Source organism: Pseudomonas sp. AK181 (genome assembly GCF_051122975.1).
Lineage (GTDB): Bacteria > Pseudomonadota > Gammaproteobacteria > Pseudomonadales > Pseudomonadaceae > Aquipseudomonas > Aquipseudomonas lactis.
Genome location: NZ_CP146348.1, coordinates 705,397 through 722,981, shown reverse-complemented (window position 1 = coordinate 722,981; position 17,585 = coordinate 705,397). Strand labels below are relative to the sequence as shown.

The window sequence follows — 17,585 nt, the reverse complement described above, 5'->3', positions numbered from 1 at the left end:
GGGTCTGTAAGGAACTGACGGGTTTAGGCCTTGATCGTTCCCCGCATGGGCGATGCCCTCCGATCTTTTCCTACCCTGTACCGCCTGTAGGAATGTGGAAACTTTCAGCCAAATAGCGCAGTCATCCCATAACGGAGGTCACCTCACCCACCAACCACGGGAGCACACATGGCGGCGATTCACATCGGCATTTCCGGCTGGCGCTACACGCCCTGGCGCGGGGATTTCTACCCCGAAGGGCTGACCCAGAAACGCGAGTTGCAGTTTGCGTCACGCGCCGTCAACAGCATCGAAATCAACGGCTCGTTCTACGCGCTGCAAACCCCCAAGCGCTATGCCGAGTGGTATGCCGATACGCCCGAAGGTTTCATGTTCAGTGTCAAGGCGCCGCGTTTCATCACGCATATCCTGCGCCTGCGGGATGTGCACAAACCGATGGCGAATTTCTTCGCTTCCGGCGTGCTGGAACTCAAAGAAAAACTCGGCCCCATCCTCTGGCAGTTTCCGCCCAGCTTCAAATTCGACGCCACGCTGTTCGAAACTTTTCTGGCTGAATTACCCACCGACACCCAGCAGGCCGCCGCCCTCGCCCGCCAGCATGAGCCGCGCCTTAACGGCAAGGCGAGCATGAAGGCCTATGCCAAGAAGCCGTTGCGCCATGCCGTGGAGATTCGCAACACGAGTTTTGCGGTGCCGGAGTTCATCCAGATGCTGGATAAACACGGGGTGGCCCTGGTGGTCGCCGACACTGCAGGCAAGTGGCCGTACATGGAAGACGTGACCGCCAACTTCATGTACCTGCGCCTGCACGGCGACAAGCAGTTATACGCCAGTGGCTATAGCGCCGAAGCGCTCCAGCGCTGGGGTGACCGCATCGAGCGCTGGGCCCAGGGCAGGCAGCCTGCCGATGCACACCTGGTCGACCCGCACCACACACCCCGCAGGCGTAAACAGCGCGATGTGTTCTGTTTTTTCGACAACGACATCAAAGTTCGCGCCCCCTTCGATGCACGCCAATTGCTGCAACGTTTCGGGCTGGACCAACACCTGCTCACCGAACCTGGCCGGCTGCCGGAACCAGGAGTATTGCCATGACGCATCCAGAGCTGATCCCCACCCCGCCGACCACCGCCATCACCCGTTTCACGGTGCTGACGGTCAATATCCACAAGGGTTTCACCGCGCTTAATCGCCGCTTCATCTTGCCCGAGCTGCGTGAAGCGGTGCGCAGTGTGGGCGCGGACATGGTGTTCTTGCAGGAAATCCATGGCACCCACGAACGCCATCCCCAGCGCTACAGCGACTGGCCGAAAATGCCGCAGTATGAGTTCCTCGCCGACAGCATCTGGCCGCAGTTTGCCTATGGACGCAATGCGGTGTACCCCCATGGCGACCATGGCAATGCGCTGCTGTCGAAATTCCAGATCATTCGCTACGACAACCTCGACATTTCGCAAAGCGGCCATGAAAACCGCGGCCTGCTGCATTGCGTGCTGCGCCTGCCGGGCAGCGGCCAGCAAGTGCACGCGATCTGCATCCACCTGGGCTTGCGCGAGGTGCATCGCCAACAACAATTGCGGTTGCTGGAACAACGTATCAGCGAGATTCCGGCCGATGCGCCGTTGGTGGTCGCCGGCGACTTCAACGACTGGCGGCAAAAGGCCGACCTGAGTCAAAGCGGTTTGCAGGAAGTGTTTATGCACACCCTCGGCAAACCGGCGCGCACCTTCCCGGCGCGCACCTTCCCGGCGCGCCTGCCACTACTGCCGCTGGACCGTATTTATGTGCGCAATTTGACGGTGCACAACCCGCGCGTGCTCACCACTCGCCCTTGGTCCCATCTTTCAGACCATGTGCCGCTGTCGGTGGAGGTTGAGCTATGAACGTTGCGGTAGACCATATCGCCACAGACCAACCGCCAGACGACAGCAAGGCGCGGGATCTGGATTACGGCTGGCAGAGCGGCAACCAGGTGCAATTGCTGGAGAACGGCGAGGCGTACTTTCCTGCCGTATTCGAGGCGTTGCGCGGCGCCGAGCGCGAGATCCTGCTGGAGACCTTTATCCTCTTTGAAGACAAGGTCGGCTTTGAGCTGCACAGCATCCTCATCGAGGCGGCCAAGCGCGGGGTGAAGGTGGTGGTCAGCCTCGACGGTTTTGGCTGCGGCGAACTGAGCCCGGGCTTCCTGCGGGAGCTGGCCGAGGCCGGGGTGATGGTGCAGATGTTCGACCCGGCGCCCAAGACGCTCGGCATACGGACTAACTGGTTTCGCCGCCTGCACCGCAAGATTGTCGTGGTGGACGCCCGCGTGGCGTTTATCGGCGGGATCAATTTTTCTGCCGACCACTTGGCGGATTTCGGCCCCGAAGCCAAGCAGGATTACTCAGTACAGGTGATCGGCCCGGCTGTGGCCGACCTGCACCATTTCGCCCTCGCCCAAAGTGGCCGCCAGGTGCGCAGCCGTCGCGGTTGGCGACGGCGCCAGCAGCGGCCTTCGCCCTGGACGAACGAGCCAGGCGACGGCCTGGTGCGCCTGATCTATCGCGACAACATCCAGCATCGTGACGACATCGAAGACGCGTATATCCACGCCTTGAGCCAGGCCCGGCAGCGGGTGGTGATCGCCAACGCGTATTTCTTCCCCGGCTACCGCCTGCTTCGCGAGATCCGTAACGCGGCGCGCCGTGGCGTGCATGTGCAGTTGATCATGCAGGGCCAGCCCGACGTGCTGTTGGCGAAACTGGCCGCGCGCATGCTCTATGACTACTTGCTCAAGGATGGCGTGGTGATTCACGAATACTGCCAACGCCCGCTGCACGGCAAGGTGGCGCTGGTGGATGACGAATGGAGCACCGTCGGCTCCAGCAACCTGGACCCACTCAGCCTGGCATTAAACCTGGAAGCCAATGTGCTGATTCGCGACCGGGCTTTCAATCAACAGCTCTACGAACGCCTGGAAGCACTCGCCAAGAATCATTGCCAGACCATGCCGGAAAAGCGCAAGCCGCGCCTGTGGCTCTGGCGCCTGACCGTGGGTTTCCTGGTGTTCCATGTGATGCGCCATTTCCCGGTCCTGGCCAGTTGGTTGCCGGCCCACAAACCGCGCTTGAAACCTTTTGAGGCCACGCCCCATGACGTCTGAAGCCCGCCCCCAAGCGCAAGCCTCCGGGTTCAAGCGCTGGAAGAAACCGCTGACGATTGCGTTCTTCGTGCTGCTGATCGTGTTGTTTACCCTGCTCGCCCGGCGCATCGACTGGAGCGAAGTGTTCCAGACCCTGAGCGAGTTCAAGCTGCGCACATTGTTCATCGCCGGCGCGCTGACGCTGTGCAGTTTTATCGTCTATGCCTGTTTCGATCTGATCGGTCGCACCTACATTCGCCAACCATTGCGCTGGAAGCAGATATTGCCGGTGGGCATCATCAGCTACGCGTTCAACCTCAACCTCAGCGCCTGGGTCGGCGGTATTGCCATGCGGTACCGGCTGTATTCGCGCCTGGGCGTGAGCACCAGCAATATCGCCAAGATCCTCGGTCTGAGCCTGGCCACCAATTGGTTCGGCTATATGGCGTTGGCCGGGGTGGTGTTCAGCAGCGGGTTGGTGACCCTGCCGCCGGGCTGGAAGCTCAGCAGCGGCGCCTTGCAAGGGGTCGGGGTGTTATTGGTGCTCGCGAGCCTGGGCTACCTGGCGGCGTGCCGGTTTTCTAAAAAGCGCGCGTGGTCGATTCGCGGTATCGAGATCAACTTGCCGTCGCTGCGCATGGCCTGTTTGCAGCTGGCTCTGGGTGCGTTGAACTGGTCATTGATGGCCGCGGTGATATTTACCTTGTTGCCGGCCAAACTGGATTACCCGTTGGTGCTGGGGGTGCTGTTGATCAGTGCGATTGCCGGGGTGGTCACTCATATCCCGGCCGGGCTGGGTGTGTTGGAGGCGGTGTTCATTGCGCTGTTGCAGCATGAGGCGTCGCGGGGGAGTTTGCTGGCTGGGTTGATCGCTTACCGGGCGATTTATTTTATTTGCCCGTTGTTGATTGCACTGGTGATGTATTTGGGGGTGGAGGCCAAGGCCAAGGCGTTGCGGGTGAAGAAGACAGCCTGATGAGACGGTGGTGACTGTTGAATCGCTATCGCGGGCAAGCCCGGCTCCCACCTCGGAACGCATTCCCCTGTGGGAGCCGGGCTTGCCCGCGATAGCGATCACCAAGGCAACACCTATCGGGCCTGGATGATGCTCAACCGCTCCCCCACCACCATCTCGGTAATCCAGTCCACCAGGATCGAGGTGTACGCCTGTTGCGACACCGGGTCGCTCAGGGAATGGTCGGCACCGTCGATGATGCGGTGGGTCAGGGAATGGGTCTGCTGGCACGCCGCGCGGTAACTCATGATGGTGGCGTGGGGTACATGGTCGTCGGTTTCCGACTCGACAATCAGCACATCGCCGGTAAATTGCGCACAGGCATGCAGAGCCCGGTTGGTTTCGGCGTGCACCAGGGTGCCGCGGTAATCCATCAGGTCGGCTTTGTCCAAGTCGCGCTTGGGCTTGAGCCATTCCTGGTCGCGGTACAGCGCCGGCACTCGCAGCGCCAGCCAACGTACCGGCCGCAGTGAGGTGAGGATCGCTGCCAGGTAGCCGCCATAACTGGTGCCCACCACCGCCACCGCCGAGGTGTCGATAGCCGGGTGGGACAATAAGCGGTCGTAGGCAGCCAGCAGGTCGCGCAGGTTGTCTTCACGGGTGACGCGGGACAGAGGGATGCCCGTGCCAGCATGGCCGCGCAAGTCGAAGGTCAGGCACACACACCCAAGGCCTGCGATACCTTTGGCCCGCTCCAGGTCGCGCTCCTGGCTGCCGCCCCAACCGTGCACGAACAACACGCCGGGCACTTTGGACTTGGGACTCAGGAATGTCCCGCTCATTTGTTCGTCGTCTATATCGATGCTGATGCTCTCGCTTCTAGCCGTCATAGGTCTTGACCGTCACATACTTGAGGAGAAAGTCGCTGTTTTCGGCCGGGCCTCGGTATACCTCGATGGCATCCGCCGGCAGCGCTTGGTCTACATAGGTTTCTACCGAGGACACACGGATGGCCTTCAGGCCCGGATGGTTGATAAAGCTCTGCAGCGCCGCGACTTCCGCGCTGCTGGCCCCGCCCATGCGCCAGGATTGTTCGAGCACGCCACTGCGGCGCTGACCTGCGCTGTCCAGGCCCTGGGCGATGTCGTAGTTGCGGCGCGAGGCGAAGAAGCTTGGGTAGGCTTCATTCGCGGCTCGGTCAAAAACCAGCGCCTGTTCGATAGCCTTACGCACGTCTTCAGGCAGATCCAGCTTGAGCAGGGCTGCGTAGTCACCGGGGACGACCAGCAGATCGGAACCGCCGTAGACCTCTTCCCCCTGCGCGTCTTGCGTCAAGTGCTGCTCGCCGCAGTAGCTGAAGAGGTGATCGCCGATAAAACTCTGACCCACACTATGGGTGATCACCTCGTGCAGGTCTTGTTCCAGCACCACGCCTTGATTGAACATTCGGGCCGCTTCCGGGCGCGCCACGATCGCGTCGAATTCATCCAGGCTGTGGATAACTTCCTGGCCCCGCCCTGCACAGGCATTTACGGGTTTCAGACGAATCGGGCCGCTGTAGAGCAAGCGGGTCGCGGCAGGCCGTGCATCCTCAAGGGCGAACACACTCACACCGTCCAACACCACGTCACGCACACGCTCGCAAAATGTGGGCGACCAGCCTTCGGGCGCCTTGGCCTCGGGACTCAGCAGGCCGTGACTGATGGCTTTGGTGCAGATGAAGGCGTGATCAACATAGCCGCCCCACAGATCTTGTGGCCCCTTGATATTGAGCTGTTGCGCTTGGGCAGGTCCGACCAGCGTTTGCGTGGGCAGCAGATACAATTCCCGACCCGCATGCAGGGCTGGGTCGTAGCTATCACCGAACTTGAGCCCCAGAATCTGCGCCAGCCAGCGTGCGAGGGCACGGTTGGTTTCGATTTCATGCAGGGGCGCGCCTTCTCGCATGGAGTGGGCAACCACCAGCTTCTTGCGACTTATGGGGGTCATGCGTTCCCCTTTCTATCAGCCGTTGTGTAGCAGGAAGACTGCATAGATCAGGCCAACGCAGGGCTTGCGGGGATGGCCTTTAAATCAATCAGTTGCGCACAAAGTGATGGCTGTTAGCCTGTTTTATTCTGCACGACCCGAGGTTAAGCCTGCGGCGTTCTGCACGATTCAAACCCCAAAACGGTTACGGTAATCGCTGGGGGACAGGCCGGTGATTTTCTTGAAAATAGCGCGAAAGGCGCTGGGGTCCTGATAGCCCACGGTCCAGGCAATGTGATCGATCGTGCCGTTGGTGAACTCCAGCATCTGCCGCGCCTTGCCGACCCGCAGGTGCTGACAGTACTCGGTGGGTTTCAAACCGGTGGCGTTGCGAAAGCGCCGCAGAAAGGTGCGCTCTTCCAGGTTGGCCTCCTGCGCCATCGCCGCCACGGACACATCCACCGCGCCACTGGCCTGCAGCCAATGCTGGACCTTGAGGACCGCACCATCACCATGCCTGAGAATCGGCGCAAAATTGCTACCGCACTGGCTGGCACTGGCGCTGTGTTCGATCACCAGAAAGCGCGCCGTGTCGGCCGCAACGCTCGGACCCATCAGGCGGTCGACCAGGCGCAGGCCCAGTTCAGACCAGGCCATCAGCCCAGCGGAGGTGACCAGGTCGCCGTCATCGACAATGGGTTTATCCGCCTCCAGGCGCACCGCCGGATAACTGGCCGCAAAGGACTTAGCGGAAGACCAGTGAGTGGTGGCGCTGCGGCCATCCAACAGGCCGCTGCGCGCCAGCATGATCGAACCGATGCACACGCCGCCCAGCACGGTGCCGGCTGCATGTTGCTGGCGCAGCCATTGCAGCAGTGCAGGCGGCGCCTGGTCTTCGGTGAACTCGGCAATCGAGGGTGGCACCAGCACGGCCATCATTGGTTGGTCGGGGCCGGGGTGACTGTCGAACGTGCGCGCGGGTGTGCCGTGGGCATCAACCTGCCAGTGGCTGACCCGCAGCAGCGGCAGTTGCGCAGATCCATGCTCGGCGGCGATGCGGTTAGCGACCCCGAACAGGTCGGTCAGCCCGTGGACTGCGGCGAGTTGCGCGCCCTGGTAGATCAATACACCCAGCTCGAGAGTGCTGCGTTGCGCGGCCATTGTCAGTTTTCCCCCTGTTATTGTCGGTGCAGCCAATTCTCGGTGTGATCGCCAGCTAAGATACTAGGCCCATCAACCCATCACGAGGCAACACACATGGCCAAGCAGGCGCTCATCCTAATCGATATCCAGAACGACTACTTCCCCCAGGGCAAGTGGCCGCTCGACGGCGTGGAAGCCGCAGCGGACAAGGCGGCGCAGGTGCTACAGGCGTTTCGGCAAGCAGGCGATGCGGTGATTCATGTACGCCATGAGTTCGCTGGCGACGACGCACCGTTCTTCACCCCGGGCTCCGAAGGCGCGCACTTGCATGCCAAGGTGCTCAACGAGGGCGAGGAACCGGTAGTGCTCAAACACTTCGTGAATGCGTTTCGCCAAACCAACCTGCGCGAACTGCTGGAGCAGCGCAGCATCACCGACGTGGTGGTAGTGGGCAGCATGAGCCATATGTGCGTTGACGCCGTGGTGCGGGCGGCGGCGGACCTGGGCTACAAGGTGACGGTGATTCATGATGCCTGCGCGACCCGCGATCAGGAATTCAACGGCCAGGTGATTCCGGCGGCGCAGGTGCACGGCGCGTACATGGCCTCCTTGGCCTTTGGCTATGCGGGTGTAGTGTCGGCAGAGGAATATCTGAAGGCCCAAGCAGCGGCCGCGTGACCGCCACTCAGGCCGATCGCTTTAGCGTGTGGCGATGATGAACAGCCGCGGAAAGGGCAACAACACCGTGCCATCGGCCAGGGCGGGATAAGCCTGGGTAATTCGCGCCTGGTATTGCTGCAGGAAGGCGGCTTTTTCATCGTCGGTCAACGGCGCAAGAAAAGGCCGCAATGCCGAAGCCTTGAACCACTCCACCACCGCCCCGTGGTCCGCCAACGGGTGCTGATAGGTGGTGCGCCACACATCCACGGTACTGCAATGCTTGCTCAGCAGTTCGTAGTAGTAACTGGCGGTGTGCCGCTCATTGTGTTTGACCGCCCCAATCTTTGCCGCCCATGGGCCATCGGCCGCAACTTCACGGGCCAGGCGATGGGCGGGCTCGTCAAGGTTGTCCGGGGTTTGCACCGCCAGCGTACCGCCTGGGTTCAGTTGGTGGACCAAGTGCGGGTACAGCGTGGCGTGGTCGGGCAGCCATTGCAGCGAGGCATTGGCCAGGATCACATCCAAGCGTTGCGCCGGATGCCAGGCGCCGATGTCTGCCAGCTCGAAGTTCAACCTGGGCAGACGCTTGCGGGCGTCCAGCAACATGTCGTCGGAGCTGTCCATGCCCGTGACGTGCGCATGGGGGAAACGCTCGGCCAGCACCTCGGTGGAGTTCCCCGGCCCGCATCCCAGGTCGACGGCGCTGTTCACCTCGGTGTTGGGAATGGCCGCCACCAGGTCACGGACGGGGCGAGTGCGCTGCTGTTCGAACATCGTGTACTGCTTGGCGGACCAGGTCATCACAGCTTTCCTTCTTGCTAGAGGTGGCGACAGCCTAAATCTTGTGGGCCATGAGAACAAATGACGGGGTTGGGGTGCTGTCTATACAAAGGCATCCCCTGCACCGACACCTGGGCATTGCCTATAAAAAACCCCCGATGCTTTCGCTATCGGGGGTTTTGTTTGTTCAGGGTCGGTCTTGGACCTTAGAACGGGATATCGTCATCAAAGCTGTCGAAATCCGGAGCCGGTTGCGGAGCAGCCTGTTGTGGCGCTGGGCGCGACTCACGCTGTGGCTGTTGGCTTGGCTGCGGACGCGACTGCTGCGGGCGCGGTGCCGAGTTGGACATGCCACCCTGGCCCTGTTGGTCGCCCTGTGGACGGCCGCCCAGCAGTTGCATGGTGCCTTGCATGTCGACCACGATTTCGGTGGTGTAACGCTTGATGCCGTCTTTTTCCCACTCGCGGGTTTGCAGTTTGCCTTCGATGTACACCTGCGAACCTTTGCGCAGGTATTCACCGGCGATCTCTGCGACCTTGCCGAACAACGACACGCGGTGCCACTCGGTTTTCTCTTTGCGCTCGTTGGTCTGCTTATCAGTCCATTGCTCGCTGGTCGCCAGACTCAGGTTGGTCACAGCATTACCGTTAGGCAAGTAGCGAACTTCGGGATCCTGGCCGCAAGTACCGACCAATATGACTTTGTTAACCCCACGGGCCATAACGTTCTCCTAGGCTGGGCGCGCTGTCGGCACTGGGTTGACCAGTTGCTCGAGCGTCGCGCGATCCAATAATTCGGTGTCCAATTTGATGTAAATGGCCGCTTCTTCCGCGACCACGACTGCATCCGTTACCCCTACGACGGCCTTCAGGCGCTCGACCAGGCCAGCTTCGCGGATCGCCTCGGGCGATAGCGGCAAACGCAGGCTGGTGACGTAGGGAGGTTCGCGCATGGTAACAGCAAAGACCAGCCAAAGTGCAGCCAGCGCGGCGCATCCGAGGAACACAACCGACAAACCGCCATGCTGGAACATCCAGCCGCCCATGATGCCGCCTAACGCGGAGCCCAGGAACTGGCTGGTGGAATACACCCCCATGGCCGTGCCCTTGCCGCCCGCCGGTGAAACTTTACTGATCAGCGACGGCAACGACGCTTCGAGCAGGTTGAACGCGGTGAAAAACACCACCGTACCGATCACCAGTGCGCGCAGGCTGTCGCCGAACTGCCAGAAGAATAGTTCAGTGAGCATCAATGTCGCGACGGCGCCGAGTAAAACTCGTTTCATTTTGCGTTTCTTCTCGCCATAGATGATGAACGGGATCATGGCGAAGAACGAAATCAACAACGCAGTGAGGTAGACCCACCAGTGCTGCTCCTTGGGCAGCCCGGCTTTTTCCACCAGGGCCAGGGGCAAGGCGACGAAGCTGCACATCAGCATGGCGTGTAATACGAAGATACCTAAATCCAGGCGCAGCAGGTCCGGGTGCTTGAGCGTCGGCAGCAACGCCTCGCGTGCAACGCCCGATTCACGGTGCGCCAGGGTGCCGGTGGAGCGCGGCACCATAAAGGCCACGATCAGGATGCCAAACAACGCCATGCCGCCCGTGGCCAGGAACAGCCCATGCAAGCCGAACGCACGCGTGAGCAAGGGGCCGACCACCATGGCCACGGCAAACGACAGGCCGATGGTCATGCCGATCATCGCCATGGCCTTGGTGCGGTGTTGTTCGCGGGTCAGGTCCGAGAGCAGCGCCATCACGGCGGCGGAAATCGCTCCGGCGCCCTGCAGGATGCGCCCGGCGATCACGCCCCAGATCGAATCGGATTGGGCCGCTAGCACACTGCCAAGGGCGAATACGATCAGCCCGAGATAGATCACCGGGCGACGGCCAATGCGGTCGGAAATAATCCCGAACGGAATCTGAAAAATTGCCTGGGTCAGGCCATAGGCGCCAATCGCCAGGCCGATCAAGGCGGGGGTGGCGCCTGCGAGATCCATCCCATAGGTGGCCAGCACCGGCAACACCATAAACATGCCCAGCATACGGAAGGCGAACACCAGGGCCAGCCCGCTTGCCGCTCGGGTCTCGCCGCTACTCATGCGTTCGCTGTGGGGATCGTGCATGGAAAAACCTCGTGTGAACCGGCGGCGATTCTACCAGTCCCATCGATTGAGAGGGTATATGCGGCGCTTTGCCGCGCAGCTTTCATGTAAGGCTGCAAGCGGCGTTTTGACAGTGTATATTCATCCAGTCTTTAGCCGTATACTCCGGCATCATTTACGCCCGCCGTGCGAGGCCATCTTGGACAAGATCCTGATTCGTGGGGCTAGAACCCACAACCTGAAGAACATCGACCTGACCCTGCCCCGGGACAAACTGATCGTCATCACCGGCTTGTCCGGCTCGGGCAAATCGTCCCTGGCGTTCGACACGCTGTATGCCGAAGGTCAGCGTCGCTATGTGGAATCGCTGTCGGCCTACGCCCGGCAGTTCCTCTCGATGATGGAAAAGCCCGATGTCGACACCATTGAAGGCCTGTCGCCGGCTATTTCCATCGAGCAGAAGTCCACGTCCCACAACCCGCGCTCTACCGTAGGTACCATTACCGAGATCTACGACTACCTGCGCCTGCTGTACGCACGCGTGGGTATCCCCCGCTGCCCGGATCACGATATACCCCTGGAAGCCCAGACCGTCAGCCAGATGGTCGACCTGGTGCTGGCCCAGCCCGAAGGCGCCAAGCTGATGCTGCTGGCGCCCGTCATTCGCGAGCGCAAGGGTGAACACCTGTCGGTCTTCGAAGAGCTGCGGGCCCAGGGCTTCGTGCGGGCGCGCATCAACGGCAAGCTCTATGAGCTGGACGAAGCGCCGAAGCTGGACAAGCAGAAAAAGCACTCCATTGATGTGGTGGTCGACCGTTTCAAGGTGCGCGCCGACCTGCAGCAGCGTTTGGCGGAATCGTTCGAAACCGCGCTGAAGCTGGCCGATGGCATTGCCCTGGTAGCGCCGATGGATGACGAGCCCGGCGAAGAGATCATCTTCTCCGCGCGTTTTGCCTGCCCGATCTGTGGCCATGCCATCAGCGAGCTGGAACCCAAGCTGTTTTCCTTCAACAACCCGGCCGGCGCCTGCCCGACTTGCGACGGCCTGGGTGTGAAGCAGTTTTTCGATATCAAGCGCCTGGTCAATGGCGAACTGACCTTGGCCGAGGGTGCGATACGTGGCTGGGACAGGCGTAACGTCTACTACTTCCAGATGCTCGGGTCGTTGGCGTCCCACTACAAGTTCAGCCTGGAAGTGCCATTCAACCAACTGCCGGCAGACCAGCAGAAGGTCATTCTCCATGGTAGCGGTTCGCAGAATGTCGACTTCAAGTATCTGAACGATCGTGGCGATATCGTCAAGCGCTCGCACCCGTTCGAAGGCATCGTGCCGAACCTGGAACGCCGCTACCGCGAAACCGAATCGGCGAGCGTGCGCGAGGAGCTGGCGAAATTCCTCAGCACACAGCCATGCCCGGATTGCCGTGGCACGCGCCTGCGCCGTGAAGCCCGGCATGTATGGGTGGGCGAGAAGACCCTGCCGGCAGTGACCAACCTGCCGATCGGCGATGCCTGTGAATACTTTGGCGTGCTGAAGCTGACCGGTCGTCGCGGGGAAATTGCCGACAAGATCCTCAAGGAGATTCGCGAGCGGTTGCAGTTCCTGGTTAACGTGGGCCTGGACTATCTGTCGCTGGACCGCAGCGCCGACACTTTGTCTGGCGGTGAGGCACAGCGTATTCGCCTGGCCAGCCAGATTGGCGCGGGCCTTGTGGGCGTGCTGTATATCCTCGACGAGCCTTCGATTGGCTTGCACCAACGGGACAATGACCGCCTGCTGGGCACGCTCAAACACCTACGCGATATCGGCAATACCGTGATCGTGGTCGAGCACGATGAAGACGCTATCCGCCTGGCGGACTACGTGGTCGATATCGGCCCCGGCGCGGGCGTGCATGGAGGCCATATCGTTGCTGAAGGCACGCCTGCCGAGGTGATGGCACATCCTGATTCACTGACCGGCAAATACTTGTCCGGCCGTGTGAAGATTGAAGTGCCCGCCAAGCGAACGCCGCGCAACAAGAAGATGGCGCTGCATCTCAAGGGCGCGCGCGGCAACAACCTGCGCAATGTCGACCTCGAGATCCCGCTGGGCCTGTTGACCTGCGTGACCGGTGTTTCCGGTTCGGGCAAGTCGACGCTGATCAACAATACCCTGTTCCCCCTGAGTGCCACCGCCCTGAACGGCGCGACCACCCTGGAAGCGGCGGCTCACGACAGCATCAAGGGCCTGGAGCATCTGGACAAGGTGGTCGACATCGACCAGAGCCCGATTGGGCGTACGCCGCGTTCAAACCCAGCCACTTACACCGGGCTGTTTACCCCTATCCGCGAGCTGTTTGCTGGCGTGCCAGAGTCGCGCTCACGGGGTTATGGGCCGGGTCGGTTCTCGTTCAACGTCAAGGGTGGCCGCTGTGAAGCGTGCCAGGGCGATGGCCTGATCAAGGTGGAAATGCACTTCCTGCCTGATATCTACGTGCCGTGCGATGTGTGCAAGAGCAAGCGCTACAACCGCGAGACCCTGGAGATCAAGTACAAGGGCAAGAGCATCCACGAGACCCTGGAAATGACCATCGAGGAAGCTCGCGAGTTCTTCGACGCAGTGCCGGCGTTGGCGCGCAAGCTGCAGACGCTGATGGATGTGGGCCTGTCGTACATCAAGCTGGGGCAATCGGCGACTACGCTGTCGGGTGGCGAGGCGCAGCGGGTCAAGCTGTCTCGCGAGTTGTCCAAGCGCGATACAGGCAAAACCTTGTACATCCTCGACGAGCCGACCACTGGTCTGCACTTTGCGGATATCCAGCAGTTGCTGGACGTACTGCACCGCTTGCGAGACCACGGCAATACCGTGGTGGTGATCGAGCACAACCTTGATGTGATCAAGACTGCCGACTGGCTGGTAGACCTGGGGCCAGAAGGCGGTTCGAAGGGTGGCCAGATCATCGCAGTGGGCACGCCGGAGCAAGTCTCCGAAATGCCGCAGTCGCACACAGGTTACTACTTGAAACCGTTGCTGGAACGCGACCGGGCCTGATTTTTTCATCGCCCAATGAAAAGCCCCTGTCACTTTGCGGTGACAGGGGCTTTTTTGTAACCGGGAATCAGAACTGCGATTGCAGGTAATTCTCCAGGCCGATCAGCTTGATCAGGCCCAACTGCTTTTCCAGCCAGTAGGTGTGATCTTCTTCGGTGTCATTCAACTGCACCCGCAGTATTTCCCGGGTGACATAGTCGTTGTGCTGCTCGCAAAGCTCGATGCCCTTGCAGAGTGCGGGACGAACCTTGTACTCAAGACGAAGGTCGGCGGCGAGCATATCAGGCACCGTAGTACCCACGTCCAGATCATCAGGACGCATACGCGGCGTGCCTTCGAGCATCAGAATGCGGCGCATCAGGGCGTCAGCGTGCTGCGCCTCTTCTTCCATTTCGTGGTTGATACGCTCGTAGAGCTCGGTAAAGCCCCAGTCTTCGTACATACGCGAATGGATGAAATATTGGTCACGAGCTGCCAGTTCGCCCGTCAGCAACGTGTTGAGGTAATCGATTACGTCGGGGTGACCTTGCATCGCCCTACATCTCCCTGCTTGAAAGACTGTAGTTTGAACCATGCTGACTTGAAGGTCACGGGACAAACGGCAGAAAAGTGAAGATTTTCAGGGAAAAGTGGCTGAAATAACGCAAAAACCGCCCAAATGAGGGCGGTTCTGCTTATCGTTTAGAGTCAGTTAAGCGATACACCCAGCGCCTTTGCGATTGCTTCTCCATAAGCCGGGTCGGCTTTATAGAAGTGCTGCAGTTGACGCTGGACGACATCGCTGGAAACGCCACCCATTGCACCGGCGATGTTATTGGTGAGCAGGGCTTTCTGCTCGTCATTCATCAGACGGAACAGCGCACCGGCGTGGCTGTAGTAGTCCGTATCTTCACGATGATCGTAGCGATCAGCGGCGCCGTTCAGGGCCAGTGCCGGCTCTGCATAGTGCGGGGCTTGTTTCGGTGCGTCGGCATAGCTGTTTGGCTCGTAGTTCGGAGCCGCACCGCCGTTATTACCGAAAGCCATAGAGCCGTCACGCTGGTAGCTGTTAACCGGGCTACGTGGCGCGTTCACCGGCAGTTGCTGGTGGTTGGTGCCCACACGGTAGCGGTGAGCATCGGCGTAGGCGAAAACCCGACCTTGCAGCATACGGTCTGGCGACAGGCCAACGCCTGGGACCATGTTGCTTGGGCCAAATGCAGCCTGCTCGACTTCGGCGAAGTAGTTCTGCGGATTACGATTGAGCTCCAACTCACCCACTTCAATCAACGGAAATTCTTTTTGCGACCAAGTCTTGGTCACGTCAAACGGGTTCTCGTAATGGGCGTTCGCCTGTGCCTCAGTCATGATCTGGATGCACACGCGCCACTTGGGGAAGTCACCGCGCTCGATTGCACCAAACAGATCACGCTGGGCGTAGTCAGGGTCGGTACCCGCCAAGCGGGCAGCCTCGGCCGGCGCCAGGTTCTTGATGCCTTGCTTGGTCTTGTAGTGCCACTTTACCCAATGACGCTCGCCCTGGGCGTTGATCAGGCTGTAAGTGTGGCTGCCGAAACCGTGCATGTGACGGTAGCCGTCCGGAATGCCACGGTCCGAAAACAGAATGGTGACCTGGTGCAACGCCTCTGGGGAGTGCGACCAGAAGTCCCACATCATCTGCGCGCTTTTCAGGTTGCTTTGGGGCAGACGCTTCTGGGTGTGGATAAAGTCCGGGAATTTCAGCGGGTCACGGATAAAGAACACAGGGGTGTTGTTACCGACAATGTCCCAGTTGCCTTCCTCGGTGTAGAACTTCAAGGCGAAGCCACGTGGATCGCGCTCAGTGTCAGCCGAACCACGCTCACCGCCTACGGTGGAGAAACGCAGGAACGTAGGCGTCTGCTTGCCAACGGACTCGAACAACTTGGCGCTGGTGTACTGGGTAATGTCTTTTGTCACGGTAAAGGTACCGAAGGCACCCGAACCTTTGGCGTGCACGCGACGCTCAGGGATATTTTCACGGTTGAAGTGAGCAAGCTTCTCGATCAGGTGGAAATCGTCGAGCAGCAAAGGGCCACGCGGGCCGGCAGAACGTGAGTTCTGGTTGTCCGCAACGGGCGCGCCGCTGGCGGTGGTAAGGACTTTATTCTGGCTCATGCGCATCTTCCTCAGGTCGGGCTTGGAACTGCCGGCTAATCGGCTTGGAGGGAGTATTGACCATCCACATGACACCTACAAATTCATTAAATTGTAGGCATCAATAGAAAATAACTACCAACATACCCAACGCTCATAGTGAAGCGTCTCGCTTGAGGATTCTTGTACGCAGCGCGCTTTTGTTACGCGCACAAAAAACCGGGCACTAGGCCCGGTTTTTCGTTGCAGCTTGTCGTCTTACTCGGCGCTTACAGCTTCGCCGGCAGTAGCACGATCAACCAACTCGACGTACGCCATAGGCGCGTTGTCGCCAGCGCGGAAACCGCACTTGAGGATGCGCAGGTAGCCACCCTCACGGGTAGCGTAACGCTTGCCCAGGTCGTTGAAGAGCTTACCAACGATAGCTTTCGAACGAGTACGGTCGAAAGCCAGACGGCGGTTAGCCAGGCTGTCTGTCTTGGCCAAAGTGATCAGCGGCTCAGCAACGCGACGCAGTTCTTTAGCTTTCGGCAGTGTAGTTTTGATCAGCTCGTGCTCGAACAGCGACACCGCCATGTTTTGGAACATGGCCTTGCGGTGCGAGCTGGTACGGCTCAGGTGACGACCACTTTTACGATGACGCATGGTTCATTCCTTACCAAACTCACGTTCGGTGATTACGACGATCAGGCAGTCGCCTTGTCGTCCTTCTTAAGACTTGCAGGCGGCCAGTTGTCGAGGCGCATGCCGAGGGACAGACCGCGGGAGGCCAGAACGTCCTTGATTTCAGTCAAGGATTTCTTGCCCAGGTTCGGAGTCTTCAACAGTTCTACTTCGGTGCGCTGGATCAGGTCACCGATGTAGTAAATGTTTTCCGCCTTAAGGCAGTTAGCCGAACGTACAGTCAGTTCCAGATCGTCAACCGGGCGAAGCAGGATCGGATCGATCTCGTCTTCCTGCTCGATTACCACTGGTTCGCTGTCACCTTTGAGGTCGACGAACGCAGCCAACTGCTGTTGCAGAATGGTTGCAGCGCGGCGGATAGCCTCTTCAGGATCCAGGGTACCGTTGGTTTCCAGATCAATAACCAGCTTGTCCAGGTTAGTACGCTGTTCGACACGGGCGTTTTCCACCACGTATGCGATACGGCGAACCGGGCTGAACGAAGAGTCAAGCTGCAAGCGACCAATGCTGCGGCTTTCGTCTTCATCGCTCTGACGCGAGTCGGCCGGTTCATAACCACGACCACGAGCTACAGTGAGCTTCATGTTCAGGGCGCCGTTAGACGCCAGGTTAGCGATTACGTGATCGGGGTTAACGATCTCGACATCATGATCCAGCTGAATATCGGCAGCGGTAACCACCCCCGAACCCTTCTTCGACAAGGTCAGCGTAACTTCGTCACGGCCGTGCAGCTTGATAGCCAGACCTTTAAGGTTCAACAGGATTTCAATTACGTCTTCCTGTACACCTTCGATGGCGCTGTACTCGTGGAGCACACCGTCAATCTCGGCCTCGACTACTGCACAGCCGGGCATTGAGGACAACAGGATGCGGCGCAGCGCGTTGCCCAGGGTGTGGCCAAAACCACGCTCGAGAGGCTCGAGAGTAATTTTGGCGCGGGTTGGACTGACAACCTGCACATCAATGTGGCGGGGTGTCAGGAACTCATTTACCGAAATCTGCATGGATGCACCTATTTTC

16 protein-coding genes are annotated in these 17,585 nt (G+C 59.9%); 6 read left to right on the top strand and 10 right to left on the bottom strand.

The window, feature by feature from the left end; all coding sequences use genetic code 11:
• The first annotated feature begins 168 nt into the window (after positions 1-168).
• From V8689_RS03470 to V8689_RS03455, 4 genes are read left to right on the top strand one after another with little or no spacing between them, the layout of a single operon-like run.
• Positions 169-1,095, top strand: coding sequence for a DUF72 domain-containing protein (locus V8689_RS03470; protein WP_056785269.1), 927 nt, complete (start codon positions 169-171; stop codon positions 1,093-1,095).
• Entirely contained in the window at positions 1,092-1,883 is a 792-nt protein-coding gene (locus tag V8689_RS03465) for an endonuclease/exonuclease/phosphatase family protein (protein ID WP_434520681.1), read from the top strand. The genes V8689_RS03470 and V8689_RS03465 overlap by 4 nt, the downstream gene beginning before the upstream one ends.
• Positions 1,880-3,142: a cardiolipin synthase ClsB gene (gene clsB, locus V8689_RS03460; RefSeq protein ID WP_056785271.1), complete on the top strand. Its 1,263-nt coding sequence runs from the start codon at positions 1,880-1,882 to the stop codon at positions 3,140-3,142. The genes V8689_RS03465 and clsB overlap by 4 nt, the downstream gene beginning before the upstream one ends.
• Complete coding sequence (locus V8689_RS03455; RefSeq protein ID WP_003194614.1) at positions 3,132-4,097, top strand: lysylphosphatidylglycerol synthase domain-containing protein; 966 nt, start codon at positions 3,132-3,134, stop codon at positions 4,095-4,097. Before clsB ends, V8689_RS03455 begins: the two co-directional genes overlap by 11 nt.
• Before the next feature lie 113 nt (positions 4,098-4,210).
• Here V8689_RS03455 and V8689_RS03450 read toward each other — a convergent pair whose 3' ends face one another.
• The 3 genes from V8689_RS03450 to V8689_RS03440 form a co-directional block, all read right to left on the bottom strand.
• Positions 4,211-4,966, bottom strand: coding sequence for an alpha/beta hydrolase family protein (locus V8689_RS03450; RefSeq protein ID WP_003194616.1), 756 nt, complete (start codon positions 4,964-4,966; stop codon positions 4,211-4,213).
• Positions 4,956-6,065 carry a DUF3182 family protein gene (locus tag V8689_RS03445; protein ID WP_056785274.1) on the bottom strand — a complete coding sequence of 370 codons (1,110 nt, stop codon included), beginning with the start codon at positions 6,063-6,065 and terminating at the stop codon, positions 4,956-4,958. Before V8689_RS03445 ends, V8689_RS03450 begins: the two co-directional genes overlap by 11 nt.
• Positions 6,066-6,233: 168 nt before the next feature.
• Positions 6,234-7,205 (bottom strand): GlxA family transcriptional regulator, encoded by a 972-nt coding sequence (locus V8689_RS03440; RefSeq protein ID WP_056785276.1) that lies wholly within the window; start codon positions 7,203-7,205, stop codon positions 6,234-6,236.
• A gap of 96 nt (positions 7,206-7,301) precedes the next feature.
• Between V8689_RS03440 and V8689_RS03435 the strand changes: the two genes are divergently transcribed.
• Entirely contained in the window at positions 7,302-7,865 is a 564-nt protein-coding gene (locus tag V8689_RS03435) for a cysteine hydrolase family protein (protein ID WP_056785279.1), read from the top strand.
• Between the two features lie 21 nt (positions 7,866-7,886).
• Here the strand turns inward: V8689_RS03435 and tam are convergent, their stop codons facing one another.
• From tam to V8689_RS03420, 3 genes are all read right to left on the bottom strand, one after another.
• Entirely contained in the window at positions 7,887-8,648 is a 762-nt protein-coding gene (gene tam, locus V8689_RS03430; protein WP_056785281.1) for a trans-aconitate 2-methyltransferase, read from the bottom strand.
• A gap of 185 nt (positions 8,649-8,833) precedes the next feature.
• Positions 8,834-9,349, bottom strand: coding sequence for a single-stranded DNA-binding protein (locus tag V8689_RS03425; RefSeq protein ID WP_003194626.1), 516 nt, complete (start codon positions 9,347-9,349; stop codon positions 8,834-8,836).
• Positions 9,350-9,358: 9 nt separating this feature from the next.
• Positions 9,359-10,753 carry an MFS transporter gene (locus V8689_RS03420; protein ID WP_056785285.1) on the bottom strand — a complete coding sequence of 465 codons (1,395 nt, stop codon included), beginning with the start codon at positions 10,751-10,753 and terminating at the stop codon, positions 9,359-9,361.
• A 178-nt stretch (positions 10,754-10,931) separates the two neighbouring features.
• Between V8689_RS03420 and uvrA the strand changes: the two genes are divergently transcribed.
• Positions 10,932-13,766, top strand: a complete 2,835-nt coding sequence (uvrA, locus tag V8689_RS03415; RefSeq protein WP_056785288.1) for an excinuclease ABC subunit UvrA — start codon at positions 10,932-10,934, stop codon at positions 13,764-13,766.
• Between the two features lie 67 nt (positions 13,767-13,833).
• On the opposite strand, the gene bfr is transcribed toward uvrA, so the two are convergent.
• From bfr to V8689_RS03395, 4 genes are all read right to left on the bottom strand, one after another.
• Positions 13,834-14,298 (bottom strand): bacterioferritin, encoded by a 465-nt coding sequence (gene bfr / locus V8689_RS03410; protein ID WP_056785292.1) that lies wholly within the window; start codon positions 14,296-14,298, stop codon positions 13,834-13,836.
• Between the two features lie 155 nt (positions 14,299-14,453).
• Positions 14,454-15,902 carry a catalase gene (locus V8689_RS03405; protein ID WP_056785293.1) on the bottom strand — a complete coding sequence of 483 codons (1,449 nt, stop codon included), beginning with the start codon at positions 15,900-15,902 and terminating at the stop codon, positions 14,454-14,456.
• 237 nt (positions 15,903-16,139) lie between these two features.
• Positions 16,140-16,526 (bottom strand): 50S ribosomal protein L17, encoded by a 387-nt coding sequence (gene rplQ, locus V8689_RS03400; RefSeq protein WP_003176402.1) that lies wholly within the window; start codon positions 16,524-16,526, stop codon positions 16,140-16,142.
• Between the two features lie 41 nt (positions 16,527-16,567).
• Positions 16,568-17,569, bottom strand: a complete 1,002-nt coding sequence (locus tag V8689_RS03395; protein ID WP_003176403.1) for a DNA-directed RNA polymerase subunit alpha — start codon at positions 17,567-17,569, stop codon at positions 16,568-16,570.
• Positions 17,570-17,585: the final 16 nt, after the last annotated feature.